Source organism: Thalassobaculum fulvum (assembly GCF_014652915.1).
In the GTDB taxonomy this organism is placed as follows: Bacteria; Pseudomonadota; Alphaproteobacteria; order Thalassobaculales; family Thalassobaculaceae; genus Thalassobaculum_A; species Thalassobaculum_A fulvum.
This window is the reverse complement of sequence record NZ_BMZS01000016.1, coordinates 63095-79253: the sequence shown is the minus strand read 5'-3', so window position 1 is coordinate 79253 and position 16159 is coordinate 63095. Positions and strand designations below refer to the sequence as shown.

Below are 16159 nucleotides of genomic sequence, written 5' to 3'. Positions count from 1 at the left end.
CGGTTGCCGTATCCGGTCGTCGGGGGGCGGCCGAGTCAGTTCACAACCGGGGCGCGGGCCCGAAGGAGGGATCAATGCTCAATCTGCTGCGCGTATCGCTCGTCGCGATCAGCCTGGTGATCGCCGGCGCCGTGCCGGCCGTCGCCCAGCAGGCCGCGCCTGCGCCGGCGCCTGCCCCGACCGAGCAGGCGGCGACGTTCGCCGTGACCGCCGACCAGATCGCGGCGATCGCGGTCGGGGCGTTCGCCGGCGCCGTGCTCCTCGATATCCTGGGCGGCGGCGGCATGGCCAACCTGACCGGTGCCGTGCTCGGCGGCATCGTCGGCTACTGGATCTACACCCAGCCGGCTCCGGGAACCGCGCCGCAGGGCAGCTGACCGCGTAGGTCGCCCTCCGATTGCGGGGACCCGCCGTCGGGAGCCGGTTGTCGGTTCCCCGGTCATGTGAAATCGTCAGCGCGGAGGCGCAGGCGAGGGAGGGCAGCCTTGGTCGAACCGCCACGGCAGGCGCGGGTCGTCGTCATCGGCGGCGGGGTGATCGGCTGCTCCGTCGCCTATCACCTCGCGGGGCTGGGCTGGCGCGACGTTCTGTTGCTTGAGCGCAAGCAGCTCACCTCCGGGACCACCTGGCACGCGGCCGGGCTGATCGGCCAGCTCCGCGCGACCTACAACATGACCCGGCTCGCCAAGTACTCGGCCGAGCTGTACGACCGGCTGGAGGCGGAGACCGGCGTCGCCACCGGCTACCGCAAGTGCGGCTCGCTGGCGGTGGCGCTGACCGTCGACCGGTTCGAGGAACTGCGGCGCGGCGCGGCGATGGCCGGCACGTTCGGCCTTGAGGCGCATGTCCTGTCGACGGCCGAGTGCCTGGAGCGCTATCCGCTGCTGAACGCCGACGGCGTGGTCGGCGGCGTGTTCCTGCCGACCGACGGCCAGGCCGATCCAGCCAACATCGCGCTCGGCCTCGCCAAGGGCGCCCGCCAGCGCGGCGCCACCATCCTGGAGCACGTCAAGGTCACCGGCGTCACGGCGCGCGACGGCCGGGTGACCGGGGTCGAGACCGAGCAGGGGCCGGTGGCGGCCGAGTACGTGGTGAACTGCGCCGGCATGTGGGGCCGCGAGGTCGGCCGGATGGCCGGCGTCGACGTGCCGCTGCAGGCCTGCGAGCACTTCTATGTGGTGACCGAGCCGATCGCCGGGCTGCCGCGCCTGCCGGTGCTGCGGGTGCCGGACGAGTGCGCCTACTACAAGGAGGACGCCGGCAAGATCCTGCTCGGCTGCTTCGAGCCGGTGGCCAAGCCGTGGGGCATGGACGGCATTCCCGACGAGTTCTGCTTCGACCAGCTGCCCGAGGACTTCGCGCATTTCGAGCCGATCCTGGAGCAGGCGATCAGGCGGTTCCCGGCCCTGGAGAGCGCCGGCATCCACACCTTCTTCAACGGGCCGGAGAGCTTCACGCCGGACGACCGCTACCTGCTGGGCGAGGCGCCGAACCTGCGGAACTTCTACGTCGCGGCCGGCTTCAACTCGATCGGGATCCAGTCGGCTGGCGGCGCCGGCAAGGCGCTGGCCGAGTGGATGGACGCCGGCGAGCCGCCGATGGATTTGGGCGACGTCGACATCCGGCGCATGCAGCCGTTCCAGGCCAACAAGACCTATCTCGTCGCCCGCGCCCGCGAGGCGCTGGGCCTGCTGTATGCCGACCACTTCCCGTACCGGCAGGTGGCGACAGCGCGCGGCGTGCGAAGCTCGCCGCTGCACGAGCGGCTGGCGGCGCGGGGCGCCTGCTTCGGCGAGACCGCCGGCTGGGAACGGGCCAACTGGTTCCTGCCGCCGGAGGCGGCGGCGCGCGGCGAGGCGGCCGAGTACCGGTATTCCTGGGGCCGGCAGAACTGGTTCGCACACTCGGCGGCCGAGCACCGGGCGGTGCGCGAGGCCTGCGGGCTGTTCGACCTGTCGTCGTTCGCCAAGTTCCGGGTCGAGGGACCGGATGCCGAGGCGCTTCTGCAGCTGGTCTCGGCGAACGACGTGGCGGTGCCGGTCGGGCGCTGCGTCTACACCCAGTGGCTCAACCGGCGCGGCGGCATCGAGGCCGACCTGACCGTCACCCGGCTGTCGGAGACCGCGTTCCTGGTGGTGACCGCGGCGGCCCACCAGACCCGGGACCTGGCGTGGCTGCGCCGGCACCTTCCCGAGGGCGCGCGCTGCGCGATCATCGACGTCACCGCGGCCGAGGCGGTGATCGCGGTCATGGGGCCGAACGCCCGCGCGGTGCTGCAACCGCTCACCCCCCAGGACCTTGGCAACGAGGCGTTTCCGTTCGGCACCGCCCGCGAGATCGAGATCGGCATGGGACTCGCCCGGGCGCATCGCCTCAGCTACGTCGGCGAGCTCGGCTGGGAGCTGTACGTGTCGGCCGACATGGCGCGTCACGTGTTCGACGCGGTGCTGGAGAGCGGGGCCGCGCACGGTCTGCGGCTGTGCGGGATGCACGCCCTGGATTCCTGTCGGATCGAGAAGGCCTACCGGCACTACGGCCACGACATCTCCGGCGAGGACCACGTGCTGGAGGCCGGCCTCGGCTTCGCGGTGAAGACCGGCAAGCCGCGCTCGGCGTTCGGCGACTTCGTCGGCCGCGAGGCGGTGCTGCGCCGGCGCGAGGCCGGGCTGGAGAACCGGCTGCTGCAGTTCCGGCTGACCGATCCAGGGCCGCTGCTCTACCACAACGAGCCGATCCTTCGGGACGGCCGGCCGGTCGGGCGGATCAGTTCGGGCGCCTACGGGCATTGGCTCGGCGGCGCGGTCGGCCTCGGCTACGTGCCGTGCCGTGCCGGCGAACCGGTGGAGGGGCTGCTGTCGTCGGCGTTCTCGGTCGACGTGGCCGGCACGATTGTGTCCGCCGAGGCCTCTCTGCACCCGTTGTACGACCCGACGGGGGCCCGGATGCGCGCATAGCGGAAACCCTGCGAGTGAGAACGTTTCGCAATTTCTTTGTTGCAAACGCTTCGCAATAACAATAGTGAACATGCCTCGGAGCCGCTGTTGGTTGGAGGCGAGGCATGCAGGCGAAGCGGACAGGCGAACTCGGGCGGGACGAACCGGACGAGCTCGCGGTGCATGCCCTGTCCACCGCCGAGGCCCTGCTGGTCTGGGGCATCCGACACTGGGTGTCCTGCCTGAAGGCCCGGACCGACCCGATCCCGCTGATGCGCGCCGGCTTCGGATCCGGCGGTGTCGCCGACATCGTCCGGCCGCTCGAAGCGATCCTGGTCGTCACCCTCGATGCCGCCACCTCGCCGCGCGACGTGCGCTGCACGCACTGCGCGACGGTCGGCGACGGAGAACGCGACCTGCTGGCGGCGGTGGCGTTCGAGCAGGCGAGGCGGCCCGTCGACACGATTTCGAAGCTCCGGGAATGGTTGCCGCCGGCCTCGGCCCGGCTCGCCAAGGAGTTGATTGCCGAGATCGCGGCGATCATGCAGGCTCATCAACTAAGGGTTCCGCTGCGTCGCGAGTACGACGCGGGGCGCTTCGGGGGGAAGCATCACGACATCCGGGCCGTCGTTCCGGCGTCCCTTTCAGTGCATTGAGAGCCGGCCGGCCTGATTTCGGTCCGGCCGGTTGGCGTGTGTGGCTTCGTAAACGGGGGTACCCGAAATGCGTTCCTATGGTCGCGCCGCTATCGGCGCTCTGCTCGCCGGTGCGGTCGCGTCGCCGGCAATCGCCGCCGATCGGTTGCAGGTCAATGTCGGCGGTGAGTTCACCCAGTATTTCGGCTATGCTGACAACGACAACGTCGGTGGCGGCGACTTCACCGGTCTCGACGTCAAGAGCGACGGCACCGTGGTGTTCGGGGGCGACTTCACCCTCGACACCGGCCTGCAGGTCGGCGTCGAGGTCGGCCTGAAGTCGGAGACCGCCCAGGGCGAGCAGATCGACGGCAGCCATCTGTGGCTGGAGCACGGCTTCGGCCGGCTCGAGATCGGCTCGCGCGACAGTGCTGCCGCGCTGATGCAGTACAGCGCGCCCGATGTCGGCTTCGGGGTCAACGACAGCGACATCTCCGATTGGATCGTCAACCCGAGCACAGCCGACGGCGACTCGGCGTTCCAGTCGACCTACCTGTACCTCGGCGAGGACCAGGCGACGAAGATCTCGTACTTCACGCCGCGTTTCGAGGGCTTCCAGCTCGGCGTCTCGTACATCCCCGAGTTCGAGCGGGACGTGAACGACCAGCCCGCCGGCGACCTGTACCGGAACGGCGTCGCGGTCGGCGTGAACTACGTGCAGACCCTCGGCGAGGTCGAGGTGGCGCTGGCCGCCGGCTACCTGCGGGCCGACAAGCCGAAGGGCTCGACCGGCATCGACGACGCCGAGGGCTACAGCGTCGGCGGCAACATCGGCTATGCCGGCTTCACCTTCGGCGCCTCCTACGCCGACACCAGGGGCAACGGCTCGGCCGGCACCGACCCGGCGGTGTCGTTCGACGGCCGCGGCTACGACGTCGGCGTGGCCTATGCTTTCGACGCCTTCCAGGTCTCGCTGTCCTACTACAACGGCAAGGTCGCGGACTCCGCCGCCGCCGGCGACAGCAAGCACGAGACGGTGATGCTGTCCGGCAGCTACGAGGTCGGCCCCGGCGTGAGCCTGCTGGCCTCGGTGTTCCGCAGCCGATTCCAGGCCGACAGCGGTACCGACAACGACGGCTGGGCCGCCGTCACCGGCGTCACCCTGTCGTTCTGATACCCACCGGACGCAGTCCGGAACCCGGCTCGCCGTTCTTGGCGGCCGGGCTCCGCCTGCCGTTCCGTCGGGTCACCCCCCGACCTTGCCGCACACCCCGTCGAGCATGGTCATCGCCTGCGCGATCTCGGTGTCGGAGATCGTCAGGGCCGGCATGAACCGCAGCGTGTCCGGCCGCGGCGCGTTCAGCAGCAGGCCGTCGGCCAGCGCCTGCTCGACGATCGCCGGCCCAACCGGCTTCTTGAGGTCGAGAGCGAGCAGCAGGCCCTGGCCCCGAACCGCGCCGTAGCCGTGCCGCACCGCCAGGGTCTCCAGCCCCTTCCACAGCCGGGCGCCGGCCGCCTGGACCCGGTCCAGGAAGCCGGGTGCCGTGATCTCGGCCAGCACCGCCGATCCGACCGCGCACATCAGCGGGTTGCCGTTGAAGGTGCCGCCCTGGTCGCCGTACTCGAAGCAGCACACTTCCCGCCGGGCCAGCAGGGCGGCCAGCGGCACGCCGCCGCCGAGACCCTTGCCCAGGGTCATGACATCGGGGCGGATGCCGGCCTGCTCGAACGCGAACAGGCTGCCGGTGCGGCCCATGCCGGTCTGGATCTCGTCGAGGATCAGCAGGATGCCGCGCTTTTCAGTCAGCTCCCGCAGCGCCTTCAGGTACTCGATGCCGGCCGGTATCACCCCGGCCTCGCCCTGGATCGGCTCCAGCATGACGGCGACGGTGCGGTCGGTGATCGCCCCCTCGACCGCCGCGATGTCGCCGAGCGGGACCTTCGGGAAGCCCGGAACCTTGGGCTCGAACAGGGTTTTCCAGGCCGGCTTGCCGGAGGCCGACATGGTCGCCAGCGTCCGGCCGTGGAAGCCGTTGACGGTGGTGACGATCTCGTAGGCGCCGCCGCGGTGCTTCTCGCCCCATTTCCGGGCCAGCTTGATGGCGCCCTCGTTGGCCTCGGCACCGGAGTTGGCGAAGAACGCCTGGTCCAGCCCGCTGGCACGGGTCAGCGCCTGCGCCAGCTTGACCGCCTGCTCGTTGTGGTAGGCCGGGCTGCAGTTGATCAGGCGGGCGGCCTGCTCGGTCAGCGCCTTGACGACCGGCGCCGGGCTGTGGCCGAGGCAGGTGACGGCCCAGCCCTGCACCAGGTCCAGGTAGCGCTTGCCCTGGGTGTCGTACAGCCAGGAGCCCTGGCCGTCGGCGAACACGACGGGCGGCCGGGGGGCTATGTCCATCAGGGCGGCGAACGGTGACTGCGGGATGCTCATGTCGGGTCCTCTCGGGGGTGACGGCGAGGACTCGGACACGCAAACACCCGCGGCAGCCGAGCACTCGGCGGCGGGTGGAACGCGGGATTTCAGGAATGAAAACGCGTCGATGCCCGCCCCTAGGAGGGACGGCGTCGCAGGCTGGTGCGGCGGATCGACGTGTTCATGGACGCGCACGCTATGCGCAAGTTCGCTCGGGTGCAAGGGGCATCGCGTCGCCGGTCACTCGGTGACGCAGATCGCCTTGGCGACCACCAGATCCTTGCGCAGCTGCTCGCCGACCGCGGCGAAGTCGTCGGGGTGCAGGGCCGGCACCGGGCCGCCGCGGGTCGGCGGTTCGACGCCGGCCCGGGCCCACAGTTCGCGCATCGACCGCGGGGCGGTGGTGAACGACCGGCCGCGGCGGACCGATCCGGCCACGTGCACGCCGACCAGCCGGCCGGCCGAGTCGAACACCGGCCCGCCGCTGATCCCGGACAGCGGCTCGTCGGTGTCCGGGATGCGTTCGACCTCGACCCAGGCCAGCACCGGCTCGCGTGTGCTGTAGCGCCCCGACTCCCGCATCGTGCCGCGGCCGAGCAGGGTCGAACGGACGGCCCCGGGCTGTCCCCGGGGATACCCGAAGTGATAGCCGGCCTGGCCGACGCGCAGGTCGTCGCCGGAGACCGCGACCGGAGCGGTGCGGACCGGCGCCCGGAACAGGGCCAGGTCGGCGTTCTGGTGCACCACGACCTCGCCGCCGCGAACCGCTCTGCGCGGGCCGGTGACGATGCCGATCTTGGCGCAGCCGTCGGCGACGTGCCGCGCGGTCATCCAGATGTCGGGGCCGATCGCGAAGGCGGTGCCCGAACTGTCGGTCTTCGGGCCGAGCTCGATCCGGATCACCGGATCCCCGGGGGAGGGCGGCGGCAGGAGCGGGCCGGGCGACGGTGCCACGGGGGCCGATCCGACGGGGGCCGGCCGGCGCACCGATATCCGGGCGTCGGGCTCACCCGCGCCGTCCCCGAAACCGCCGGACGTCAGGGCCCCGACCAGCAGGGCGACGACGACGATCAGCAGCCCGAGGGTGTCGTTGCCGAACCGCACGGGCGGTCAGCCGGTGACGGCGGCGGCGTTGATGGCGGCGACCGACAGCTTGACCGCGAACAGCAGGACGGCGGGGCCGACCTCGCCGGCCTCGATGCGGTGCGACATCCCCTGCATGACCACCTCGATCACCCGCAGGGCCAGCAGCTGCAGGACCAGGGTCACGACGCCCCAGATCAGGATGTCCCAGACGCCGACGCTGGCGGCCAGGCAGAAGGCGAGCGGAATGGCCAGGCCGAGCACGGCGCCGGAGAACGAGATCGCCGCCGCCACGTTGCCGTGCCGGATCAGCTTGATCTCGTCGTGCGGGGTGATGCGCGTGTACAGCGCCGCCGCGCCGCCGAGCAGACCGAGGGTGACGGCGAGGTGCAGCACCAGGTTCGGGAACCCCGCGAGGAAGCTCTGGACGGCGGGAAGCATCGCCTACCTCATGAACCACGCCGCGAATCCGGCCGTCACGACGCCGGCCGCGATCAGGGAGCCGACGCCGAGCCGTCGCAAGGCGCGCCGCAATTCCTCCCGCCGCAGCTCGGCCTCGCGGGCCGAGACGAACTCGCGCTCCACCGCCGAGAGGATCGCCAGCAGGCCGTCGATCTGTTCGTCCGCCATCGGGGCGAAGGCGACGCCGATCCGCTGGCCGTCATCCTCGACGCGCACCACTGTCGCGCTGAAGCCCGCCTGCCGGGCCCGGTTGCCGGCGCGGCTGTGGATGTCGCCCTCGATGACCCCGCCTTCGCCCGGGCTGTCGACCGGGCGATCGAGCCTGAGGCCGCCGAGCGACAGGTCGTGCACCTTGTACCAGCCGCCATCGACCTGCGCCCAGACCTTCACGGCCTCGCGACGATGATGGACGCGCCTCTCACGGCCACCGTCCGCGAGCGGGGCCGGCGGTGCAACGTGATCGGTCGGTGAGTCTGCCTGATACGCCAAGGCCATCGATGCGTGTGGTCGACCGTAGGGGTTACGCGGGTCGGCTGTTCGGCCGACTCAACCGAGTATATCCGATTCCCGGACTTTCGTGGGTGCGGACAATACCAGCTATGCCGCGACCTCGGCGCGGCCCGAGGAAATGGCGTCCATGACGGCCTTGGTGACCTCCGCCGTGCCGGCCGTTCCGCCGAGCTCGGCCGGCTTGAGGCTGCCGTCGGCATAGGCGCAGGCGACGGCCCGGTCGAGCACGAGGCCGGCTCGACCGCAGTCGGGGACGCCGTGCTGGTCGCCCAGCCAGTCCAGCATCATCGCGGCCGACAGGAAGGTGGCCGTCGGGTTTGCGAGGCCGCGGCCGACGATGTCCGGCGCGCTGCCGTGGCAGGGCTGGAACACCGCATGGCGCTCGCCGATGTCGGCCGACGGCGCCATGCCCATGCCGCCCATCAGGCCGGCACCCAGGTCGGACAGGATGTCGCCGAACATGTTTTCGGTCACCAGCACGTCGAATTCCCAGGGCCGGCGGACCATGTTGAGCGCGCAGGCGTCGACGTACATGTGGCCGGCCCCGAGCCCCGGGTGCCGCGCCGCGACCTCGTCGAACACTTGCCGGAAGAAGTAGAAGCCGCCGATCACGTTGGCCTTGTCGACGCAGGTGACCTCGCCGGGGTGACCGCGTTCCCGGCGCCGCGCCGCCAGCCGGAACGCGAACTCGAACAGCCGTTCCGATCCCTTGCGGGTCATGGTCATGGTGTCGTGGGCGGCGGTCGGCCGGTCGGCGGGACCGTCGTAGCGGGTATGGCCTCGGCCGGCGAACAGGCCCTCGGTACTCTCGCGGATCAGCACGAAGTCGAGCGCCTGGGCACGCGGGTCGGCCAGCGGGTTGGGCGCACCCGGCTGGGTCCTCACCGGGCGGACCCCGGCGAACAGCTCGAACTGCTCGCGCATGTCGAGCTGCGGGGCGATCTCGCGGCCGTCGGGGTAGCGGATGTCCGGCATGCCCATGGCGCCGAGCAGGATGGCGTCGGCCTGGCCGGCGCGGGCCATCGCCTCGTCGGGCAGCGCGGTGCCGGTCCGCACGTAGTGGGCCGCCCCCGCCTGTTCTTCCTGGAACCGCAGCTCGAACCCGCCGATCCGCTGTTGCAGCAGCCGCAGGATCTCGATCGTCGGGGTCATGACTTCCCGGCCGATGCCGTCGCCCGGGAAGACCGCGATCCGGAAGGCGGTGTTGACGCTCATGCGGGAATCCTCGACTGCGAGACAGGGGGCGCCATGGTCGCCCGGCTGATGCGGGCCGGCAAGCTCAGGGCTGGGCGAGCGCCTGCCACAGGATCCGCAGGGCGAGGGCGGTCAGCAGCAGCCGGAAGCCGATCCGGAAGCCGCGCTCCGGCAGGCGCACGACGACCGCCCGCCCGGCCAGGGTACCGAGGAATCCGGTGACGATCATCGCCGCGGCGAACGGCAGCCAGGGCAGGTAGGCGAAGCCGGCGACCGTGAAGGCGGCGATCTTGAGGCCGTGCTTGAGACTCATGCAGCCGGCCAGGGTGCCGATCGTGGCCCGCCGGTCGCCGAGCCGCTCCGGTGCCAGGAACGGCGCCAGGAACGGCCCGGTGGCGCCGACGAACATGGTCACGAACGCCGTCACCGCCCCGACCGCCACGAAGCCTTTTTCCGGGACCGGCCGGCTGCCGAGCTGCGGCGCCCAGGTGGTCACCAGGACGAAGACAGCCACGATGGTCAGCAGTGTCGAGCGCGGCATGTTGACGGCGACCGCCGCGCCGATGCTGATGCCGATCACCGCGCCGAGAGCGAACCAGACGAAGATGCCGCGCCGGGCATGGTGCCGGAACAGCACGGCGCGCCCGAGGTTCGAGCCGAGCTGGACGACCCCGTGCACCGGGATCAGGGCGGCCGGCGGCAGGACCCCGGCCATCGCCGCCACCATCAGCAGACCGCCGCCGAGGCCCATCGCCGCGGTCAGCAGCGAGGCCAGGAAGCTGACGGCCATCAGGCCGAGGGCGGCCCAGGGGTCCAGGCCCGCCGGCAGGGCGGCGACCAGCAGCGCTTCCAAGGCCGCCTCACTCCAGGCCGGCGGCGGCGTTCATTTCGGGAAGCAGCTTGTCGCAGGCCGTCAGGTTGGACCGCACCTTCGGAATGACCTCGTCGGGCTTCAGGTCGATGAGGTTGACGACGATGCCGGTGCGACCGACCACGTATTCGATGAACCACGGCTCCCGGTCGCCCGGCGGCATCCGCTTCGCGCTCAGCGCGTCCACCACCCGGATGAAGGCCTGGCGCCGGGCCTCGTTGGGCTCGACCGCCAGGTCCAGGCGGTCGAAGCCCGCCTGATAGAAGGCCGCACAGGACGCCGCGATCTCCAGCAGCTGCTTCTCGCGCTCGGGCTCGGCGGCCTGCGCGCCGCCCGCGACGAGCGCGGCGGTCAGGGCCAGGGCGGGCAGTCGCGACATCGGTGGTCTCCCTCTCGGCGAGCGCTAGCTGTGATCATGAAGCATACTTGTTCGCTGGATCACAACCGGGACACCGGGCCCGACAGGGACGAGACCGATCATGAGCGACGCCGAGTTCCGCGCCGGCCCGCCGACCAGGACGGGCCTCCCGTGCATGCCCGGCATGGCGAGCCGGCCCCGATCTCCCGGCGCCTGCCGCGGCCGGCGCGCGTTGTGGCCTGCCCGATCCTCCGAGGTTCCGGTAGAGTCCGGTCCGACCCGGGCGAGCGAGGGCGCTCGGCCCGCCTGCCGCGGGGGCCCGGCGGAACGACCGCCGGATTGTTCGAATTGCATGCCGGCCGCACCGGTTCGCCGTATAACGGCCGAAATCGTATGGCTGGTCCCGATGTCTGTTCCCCGGGTCCGTTTGTCGGAGGTTCGCCTTGCGTAAGCTGCTGATCGGTCTTGCCGTTCTGGTTGTCGTGCTGGTTGCGGCCGTGCTCGTGGTGCCCGGCTTCGTCGACTGGAACGGCTACAAGCCCGAGATCCAGGCGGCCGCGCGGGAGGCCACCGGGCGCGAACTCAGGCTGGACGGCGACATCGGCCTCAGCGTGCTGCCGTCGCCGTCGCTTTCGGTCGAGAACGTCGCCTTCGCGAACATCGACGGCGGATCGGCGGCCGACATGGTGACGCTGCAGGCGCTGCGGGTCCATGTGGCGCTGGTGCCGTTGCTGACCGGCAAGGTGCACGTGACCTCGGTGACGCTGGTCAAGCCGACCATCGTCCTCGAGCGACTGGCCGACGGCCGCGCGAACTGGGAGCTGGCAGGGGTCGGGCAGGGTGCTTCCGGAGCCGGCGGCAGCGGTGGTGGCGATGCCGGCGGCGGCGCGCCGGCGGTGGCCCTCGACTCCGCGATCATCCAGGACGGGACGCTGGTCTATCGCGACGCGGCCGGCGGCGCCGAGCAGCGTATCGAGGCGCTCAACGCAACGGTCTCGGCGAGCGGGTTGCAGGGCCCGTTCGAGGTCGACGGCTCGCTCTCCTACCACGGGCTGCCGCTGGCGCTGCAGGCCTCGGTCGGCCAGCTCGGCGGATCGCGCCCGAGCGCGGTCAAGCTGGTGGTGTCGGCAGCCGAGAAGGCGCTGACGGCGACCGTCAGCGGGTCGGTGGATACCGCAGGGCCGGCGTTCAGCGGGGATGCCCGGATCGAGGCGCCGGATCTCGGCAAGGCTGTGGAGCGGCTGGGCAGTGCGTTCGGCGGCGCTCCGGACGGGGTCGCCGGTGCCGGCCAGAAGTTCGCGCTGGCCGCCGCGGTCAAGGGATCGCCGACCGGAGTCGAGCTGTCGGAGCTGGCGGTGGACCTGGGCGAGTCGCGCCTGCAGGGCGAGGTCTCGGTGGCGCTTTCGGACGTGCCGACCATCGACGCCAAGCTGACCGGGAACCGCCTGGACCTCGACGCCCTGCTGCCGAAGACGGCCGCGCCGGCCCCCGCCGCACCGGCCGCTGGTGGAGCGGCCCCGGGCAAGTCGGAGACCGTCGCCGTCGCGATCCCGAAGGGGATCGGCGGATCGGTCGACGTCGCGGTCGACGCCGTGCAGTACAAGGGTGCCACCATCCGCCGGGTCCGGCTGGCCGGCGATCTGGTCGACGGCGCGGCGAACCTGCGGCTGGCGACCGCGCAGCTGCCGGGCGGTACCGAGGTGACGGTGACCGGGACCGCACTGTCGGACGGCAACGAACCGCAGTTCGTCGGCCGGGTCGAGGCGGTGTCGGACAACCTGCGGGCCACCCTGGACTGGGCCGGGATCGACACCGCCGGGGTCGAGGCCGACCGGCTGCGCAAGGCCTCGATCCGGGCGGCGGTCGACGCGACACCGCGCAAGGTCGAGGTCACCGACTGGACCATGGAGCTCGACGCCACCAAGGCGAAGGGCGGCCTGACCCTGGTCCTGCGGGACCGGCCGGCCTTCGGGCTGAGCCTGGAGGTCGACCGGATCAACGTCGACGCCTATCTGCCCGCCGGCGCGGCGGCGCAGCCGGCCGGCGGCGGCGGAACGGCCCGGCCCGCGCAGGGTACTGCGCCGGCCGCCGGCAACCCGCTGTCGGTGCTCAACGCGGTCGACGCCAACGTCAACATCAAGGTCGGCGAGGCGACCGCGCTCGGCGTGCCGGTCCGCGATGCCCGGATCGACGCGCTGCTGCAGAACGGGACCCTGACCCTGCGCGACGTCGGGGTGGCCGACCTGGGCGGCGCCAAGGCCTCCGTGTCCGGGGTGCTGCGCGATGCCGCCGGCAAGCCGTCGGTCGACATGAAGTTCGACGTCACGGTGGTGAACGTCGATCGCTTCGCCAAGCTGCTGTCGACCGAGTCGCCGATCCCGGCCAAGCAGCTCGGCCAGGTGTCGCTCAAGGGCACGGCCGCCGGCGACATGCAGGACGTGAACGTCGACGTGAAGCTGGCCGCGGCCGGCGGCAGTTTCGGGGTCAAGGGGACGGCCAAGCCGCTCGCCTCGCCGCCGGGCCTGGATCTCGCCCTGGCGGTATCGCATCCGGACGCCAACAAGCTGGCGGCGGTGCTGGCGCCCGGCTCGCTGGACGGCGTCGGTCCGCTCGGTCCGCTCGACGGCAAGGGCACGGTCCGCACCCGCGACGACGGACGCTACGCCAACAGCTTCAACATCAGCATCGCCGGCGGCGCCATCGCCCTGGTCGGCAATGCCGCACCGTTCGCCGAGCGGCCCGACGTCGACATGGCGATCGAGGTGGCGCATGCCGACGCGGTCAAGCTGATCCGGACCTTCGCGCCGGACTACCGGCCGGCCGGCAGGAACCTCGGGGGCATGAAGCTGCGGACCCGGTTCAAGGGGCCGGTCGACGAGATGCAGCTGTTCGACACCGAGCTCGGTCTCGGCGGGATCAAGGCGACCGGTGGCGGGTCGATCGACTCCCGAGGCGCCAAGCCCAAGGTGACGCTGGACCTCGCGGCCAACACGGTGGCGCTCGACCCGTGGCTGCCGCCGTCGGCGCCGAAGCCGGCCGGCGCGGTCCCCGCCGCCCCGGTCCCGGCCGGTCAGGCGGCCCCGGCCCGCGAGTGGTCGCGCGAGCGGATCGACGTGTCCGCCCTGTCGGCCTTCGATGCCGACCTCAAGGCCTCGATCGAGTCGATCGTCTACGGCTCCTACGTGGTCGACAACGCGCAGCTCGCGGCGACGGTCAAGGACGGGGTGCTCGATCTCTCCAGGCTCGCGGGCGGGATGTTCGGCGGCACCTTCGACATGACCGGCCAGCTCGCCGACCGGCCCACGCCGACGGCGGCGCTGGTGGTCAAGGTGCGCGACGCCGACGTCCGCAAGGCGGCGGAGTCGGCGGCGAACACCGACATGGTGAGCGGCATCCTGACCTACGACACCGACCTGAAGACCCAGGGCGGGTCGGAGTTCGAGCTGGTGTCGGCACTTTCCGGCAACGGCTCGTTCAGCGTCCGGGACGGCGTCGTGAAGGGGTTTGACCTGAAGGCCTTCTCGGACCAGCTCAAGGCCCTCGACCGGGCCCCGGACTTCGTGCAGCTGGCGCAGAAGTCGCTGTCGGGCGGCGAGACCAGGTTCACGTCGCTGACCGGCACCTACACCGTCTCGAAGGGCGTGCTGCGCTCCAACGACATCAAGCTCCAGGCCGACGCCGCCGCGGGGACCGCCACGGCGGTGGTCGACCTGCCGCCGCAGCAGATGGACGTGAGGACGATGTTCCGGCTGTCGGAGCATCCGAACTCGCCGCCGGTCGGCGTGCGGCTGGTCGGTCCGCTGGACAACCCGCGCCGGATCTTCCAGATCGAGGAGATGCAGGCCTACATCCTGCAGCGGATGGTCGAGCGCGGTGTCCTGCGCAATTTCGACAAGGACGGCAAGGTCCAGAACCTGCTGAACGGGATACAGGGCGGCGGCCAGGCGCCGGCGGCGGCTCCCGCGTCGCCGACGCCGGACCAGGGCGCCGCCCCGGCCCCCGCGCCCGCTCCGGCCCCTGCTCCGGTCAAGCCGGAGGACGCTGTGAAGGACCTGCTGAAGGGGCTGCTCAAGAACTGACCGGGTCGAGTTTCGCCCGTCGGGCGCATTCCTCGAGCACCCAGACCCGGACCGCGCTCGACAGGTTGGTGGTGCGGGTGCGGTCGATCTCGGCTACCAGCGAGTTCACCGACTGGCCGCGCTCGCCTGCGAACAGGCTGAGCCGCTGCCAGAACGCGTCCTCCATCGAGATGCTGGTGGCGTGGCCGGAGAGCGTCACCGACCGCTTGCGGGGGGCTGCCGGGTCGCTCATCGGCCGGCCCCCAGCATCGCCTCCGGACGGACCCAGCGGTCGAAATCCTCGGCACTGACCAGACCGAGCCGCAGGGCGGTCTCGCGCAGGGTCGAACCGTCGGCGTGGGCGGTCTTGGCGATCTTCGCGGCGGCGTCGTAGCCGATGTGGGGGGCCAGCGCGGTCACCAGCATCAGGCTGCGGCCGAGCAACTCGGCGATGCGGTCCCGGTCGGCCTCCAGGCCGTCGACGCAGCGTTCGGCGAAGCTGGCCGCGGCGTCTCCGAGCAGGCGGATCGACTGCAGCAGGGCGTCGATCATCACCGGCTTGAAGACGTTGAGCTCCATGTGCCCGCTGGCGCCGGCCACCGTGATCGTGGTGTGGTTGCCGAACACCCGCGCGCACACCTGGGTCACGGCCTCGGCCTGGGTCGGGTTGACCTTGCCGGGCATGATCGACGAGCCCGGCTCGTTGGCCGGCAGCACCAGCTCGCCGATGCCGCAGCGCGGGCCCGAGCCGAGCAGCCGGACGTCGTTGGCGATCTTCGTCAGCGAGACGGCGACGGTGTTCAGCGCGCCGGACGCCTCGACCACCGCATCGTGCGCGGCCAGGGCCTCGAACTTGTCGGGGGCGCTGACGAACGGCAGGCCGGTCAGGGCGGCCAGTTCCTCGGCGAACGCCTCGGCGAACCCGGCCGGGGCGTTCACGCCGGTGCCGACGGCGGTGCCGCCCTGCGCCACCTGGTACAGCCGCGGCAGGCAGGTCTCGATCCGCTCGATGCCGGTCTTCGCCTGGTGCGCCCAGGCCCCGACGGCGTCGCCGAGCGTCAGCGGCGTGGCGTCCTGCAGATGGGTCCGGCCGATCTTGACGATCCCGGCGAAGGCTTCGGCCTTGACGGCGAGGGCCCCGTGCAGCCGGGTCAGCCCGGGCAGCAGGCGGGCGTGGATCTCGCGCACCGCCGCCACGTGCATGGCGGTCGGAAAGCTGTCGTTCGACGACTGGCTGCGGTTCACGTGGTCGTTCGGGTGGACCGGCGACTTCGCCCCGCGCTCGCCGCCCAGCGCCTCGTTGGCCCGGTTGGCGATCACCTCGTTCAGGTTCATGTTGGTCTGGGTGCCGGAGCCGGTCTGCCAGACCACCAGCGGGAACTCGTCGTCCAGCCGGCCGGCGGCGATCTCGGCGGCGGCGCCGTCGATGGCTTCGGCGATCGCCGGTTCCAGCGCGCCGAGCCGGCGGTTGGCACGGGCCGCGGCCTGCTTCTGCAACGCAAAGGCGTGGATGAGGGCGCGCGGCATGCGCTCGCCGCCGATCGGGAAGTTCGCGAGCGAGCGCTGGGTCTGGGCACCCCAATAGCGGTCCGCCGGAACCTCGACTGCCCCGAGGGTGTCGGTCTCGGTGCGGGTCGCGGCCATC

General features: G+C 71.6%; 14 protein-coding genes. 5 read left to right on the top strand and 9 right to left on the bottom strand.

Annotated features, from left to right (window positions below):
* Positions 1-74 precede the first annotated feature (74 nt).
* The 4 genes from IE246_RS26700 (at position 75) to IE246_RS26685 (ending at position 4742) form a co-directional block, all read left to right on the top strand.
* Positions 75-377: a hypothetical protein gene (locus IE246_RS26700; protein ID WP_189995543.1), complete on the top strand. Its 303-nt coding sequence runs from the start codon at positions 75-77 to the stop codon at positions 375-377.
* Between the two features lie 108 nt (positions 378-485).
* The gene (locus IE246_RS26695) at positions 486-2954 is read left to right on the top strand and encodes a GcvT family protein (RefSeq protein WP_189995541.1); all 2469 of its coding nucleotides are present in this window, start codon (positions 486-488) and stop codon (positions 2952-2954) included.
* Between the two features lie 104 nt (positions 2955-3058).
* On the top strand, positions 3059-3589 hold the full coding sequence (locus tag IE246_RS26690; protein ID WP_189995539.1) for a hypothetical protein: 531 nt from the start codon (positions 3059-3061) through the stop codon (positions 3587-3589).
* Positions 3590-3656: 67 nt separating this feature from the next.
* The gene (locus tag IE246_RS26685; RefSeq protein WP_189995537.1) at positions 3657-4742 is read left to right on the top strand and encodes a porin; all 1086 of its coding nucleotides are present in this window, start codon (positions 3657-3659) and stop codon (positions 4740-4742) included.
* A gap of 72 nt (positions 4743-4814) precedes the next feature.
* Here the strand turns inward: IE246_RS26685 and IE246_RS26680 are convergent, their stop codons facing one another.
* The 7 genes from IE246_RS26680 to IE246_RS26650 all read right to left on the bottom strand — a co-directional run bounded on the left by IE246_RS26680 (position 4815) and on the right by IE246_RS26650 (position 10477).
* Positions 4815-5996, bottom strand: coding sequence for an acetylornithine transaminase (locus IE246_RS26680; protein ID WP_189995535.1), 1182 nt, complete (start codon positions 5994-5996; stop codon positions 4815-4817).
* A 222-nt stretch (positions 5997-6218) separates the two neighbouring features.
* Positions 6219-7082 carry a S1 family peptidase gene (locus tag IE246_RS26675; protein ID WP_189995533.1) on the bottom strand — a complete coding sequence of 288 codons (864 nt, stop codon included), beginning with the start codon at positions 7080-7082 and terminating at the stop codon, positions 6219-6221.
* 6 nt (positions 7083-7088) lie between these two features.
* Complete coding sequence (locus tag IE246_RS26670) at positions 7089-7502, bottom strand: DUF350 domain-containing protein (RefSeq protein ID WP_189995531.1); 414 nt, start codon at positions 7500-7502, stop codon at positions 7089-7091.
* A gap of 3 nt (positions 7503-7505) precedes the next feature.
* A complete protein-coding gene (locus IE246_RS26665) occupies positions 7506-8018 on the bottom strand; it encodes a PilZ domain-containing protein (RefSeq protein ID WP_268245292.1) in 513 nt (170 codons plus the stop codon).
* Between the two features lie 102 nt (positions 8019-8120).
* The gene (locus tag IE246_RS26660) at positions 8121-9248 is read right to left on the bottom strand and encodes an isocitrate/isopropylmalate dehydrogenase family protein (RefSeq protein WP_189995528.1); all 1128 of its coding nucleotides are present in this window, start codon (positions 9246-9248) and stop codon (positions 8121-8123) included.
* A gap of 64 nt (positions 9249-9312) precedes the next feature.
* Positions 9313-10080 (bottom strand): sulfite exporter TauE/SafE family protein, encoded by a 768-nt coding sequence (locus IE246_RS26655; RefSeq protein WP_189995526.1) that lies wholly within the window; start codon positions 10078-10080, stop codon positions 9313-9315.
* A 7-nt stretch (positions 10081-10087) separates the two neighbouring features.
* Positions 10088-10477: a hypothetical protein gene (locus IE246_RS26650; protein ID WP_189995523.1), complete on the bottom strand. Its 390-nt coding sequence runs from the start codon at positions 10475-10477 to the stop codon at positions 10088-10090.
* Between the two features lie 422 nt (positions 10478-10899).
* Here IE246_RS26650 and IE246_RS26645 point away from each other — a divergent pair, with 422 nt between their 5' ends.
* Positions 10900-14535, top strand: coding sequence for an AsmA family protein (locus IE246_RS26645; RefSeq protein ID WP_189995521.1), 3636 nt, complete (start codon positions 10900-10902; stop codon positions 14533-14535).
* On the opposite strand, the gene IE246_RS26640 is transcribed toward IE246_RS26645, so the two are convergent.
* Complete coding sequence (locus IE246_RS26640; RefSeq protein WP_189995520.1) at positions 14525-14767, bottom strand: ribbon-helix-helix domain-containing protein; 243 nt, start codon at positions 14765-14767, stop codon at positions 14525-14527. The two genes, IE246_RS26645 and IE246_RS26640, sit on opposite strands and share 11 nt — an antisense overlap.
* On the bottom strand, positions 14764-16158 hold the full coding sequence (fumC, locus tag IE246_RS26635) for a class II fumarate hydratase (RefSeq protein WP_189995518.1): 1395 nt from the start codon (positions 16156-16158) through the stop codon (positions 14764-14766). The genes IE246_RS26640 and fumC overlap by 4 nt, the downstream gene beginning before the upstream one ends.
* Between the last annotated feature and the right edge of the window lies 1 nt (position 16159).

Excerpts from the sequence above, each read along its gene's own strand:
- IE246_RS26685 (WP_189995537.1), top strand. The coding sequence starts at position 3,657 with ATGCGTTCCTATGGTCGCGCCGCTATCGGCGCTCTGCTCGCCGGTGCG.
- IE246_RS26640 (WP_189995520.1), bottom strand. The coding sequence starts at position 14,767 with ATGAGCGACCCGGCAGCCCCCCGCAAGCGGTCGGTGACGCTCTCCGGC.
- IE246_RS26650 (WP_189995523.1), bottom strand. The coding sequence starts at position 10,477 with ATGTCGCGACTGCCCGCCCTGGCCCTGACCGCCGCGCTCGTCGCGGGC.
- IE246_RS26690 (WP_189995539.1), top strand. The coding sequence starts at position 3,059 with ATGCAGGCGAAGCGGACAGGCGAACTCGGGCGGGACGAACCGGACGAG.
- IE246_RS26680 (WP_189995535.1), bottom strand. The coding sequence starts at position 5,996 with ATGAGCATCCCGCAGTCACCGTTCGCCGCCCTGATGGACATAGCCCCC.
- IE246_RS26665 (WP_268245292.1), bottom strand. The coding sequence starts at position 8,018 with ATGGCCTTGGCGTATCAGGCAGACTCACCGACCGATCACGTTGCACCG.
- fumC (WP_189995518.1), bottom strand. The coding sequence starts at position 16,158 with ATGGCCGCGACCCGCACCGAGACCGACACCCTCGGGGCAGTCGAGGTT.
- IE246_RS26660 (WP_189995528.1), bottom strand. The coding sequence starts at position 9,248 with ATGAGCGTCAACACCGCCTTCCGGATCGCGGTCTTCCCGGGCGACGGC.
- IE246_RS26700 (WP_189995543.1), top strand. The coding sequence starts at position 75 with ATGCTCAATCTGCTGCGCGTATCGCTCGTCGCGATCAGCCTGGTGATC.
- IE246_RS26670 (WP_189995531.1), bottom strand. The coding sequence starts at position 7,502 with ATGCTTCCCGCCGTCCAGAGCTTCCTCGCGGGGTTCCCGAACCTGGTG.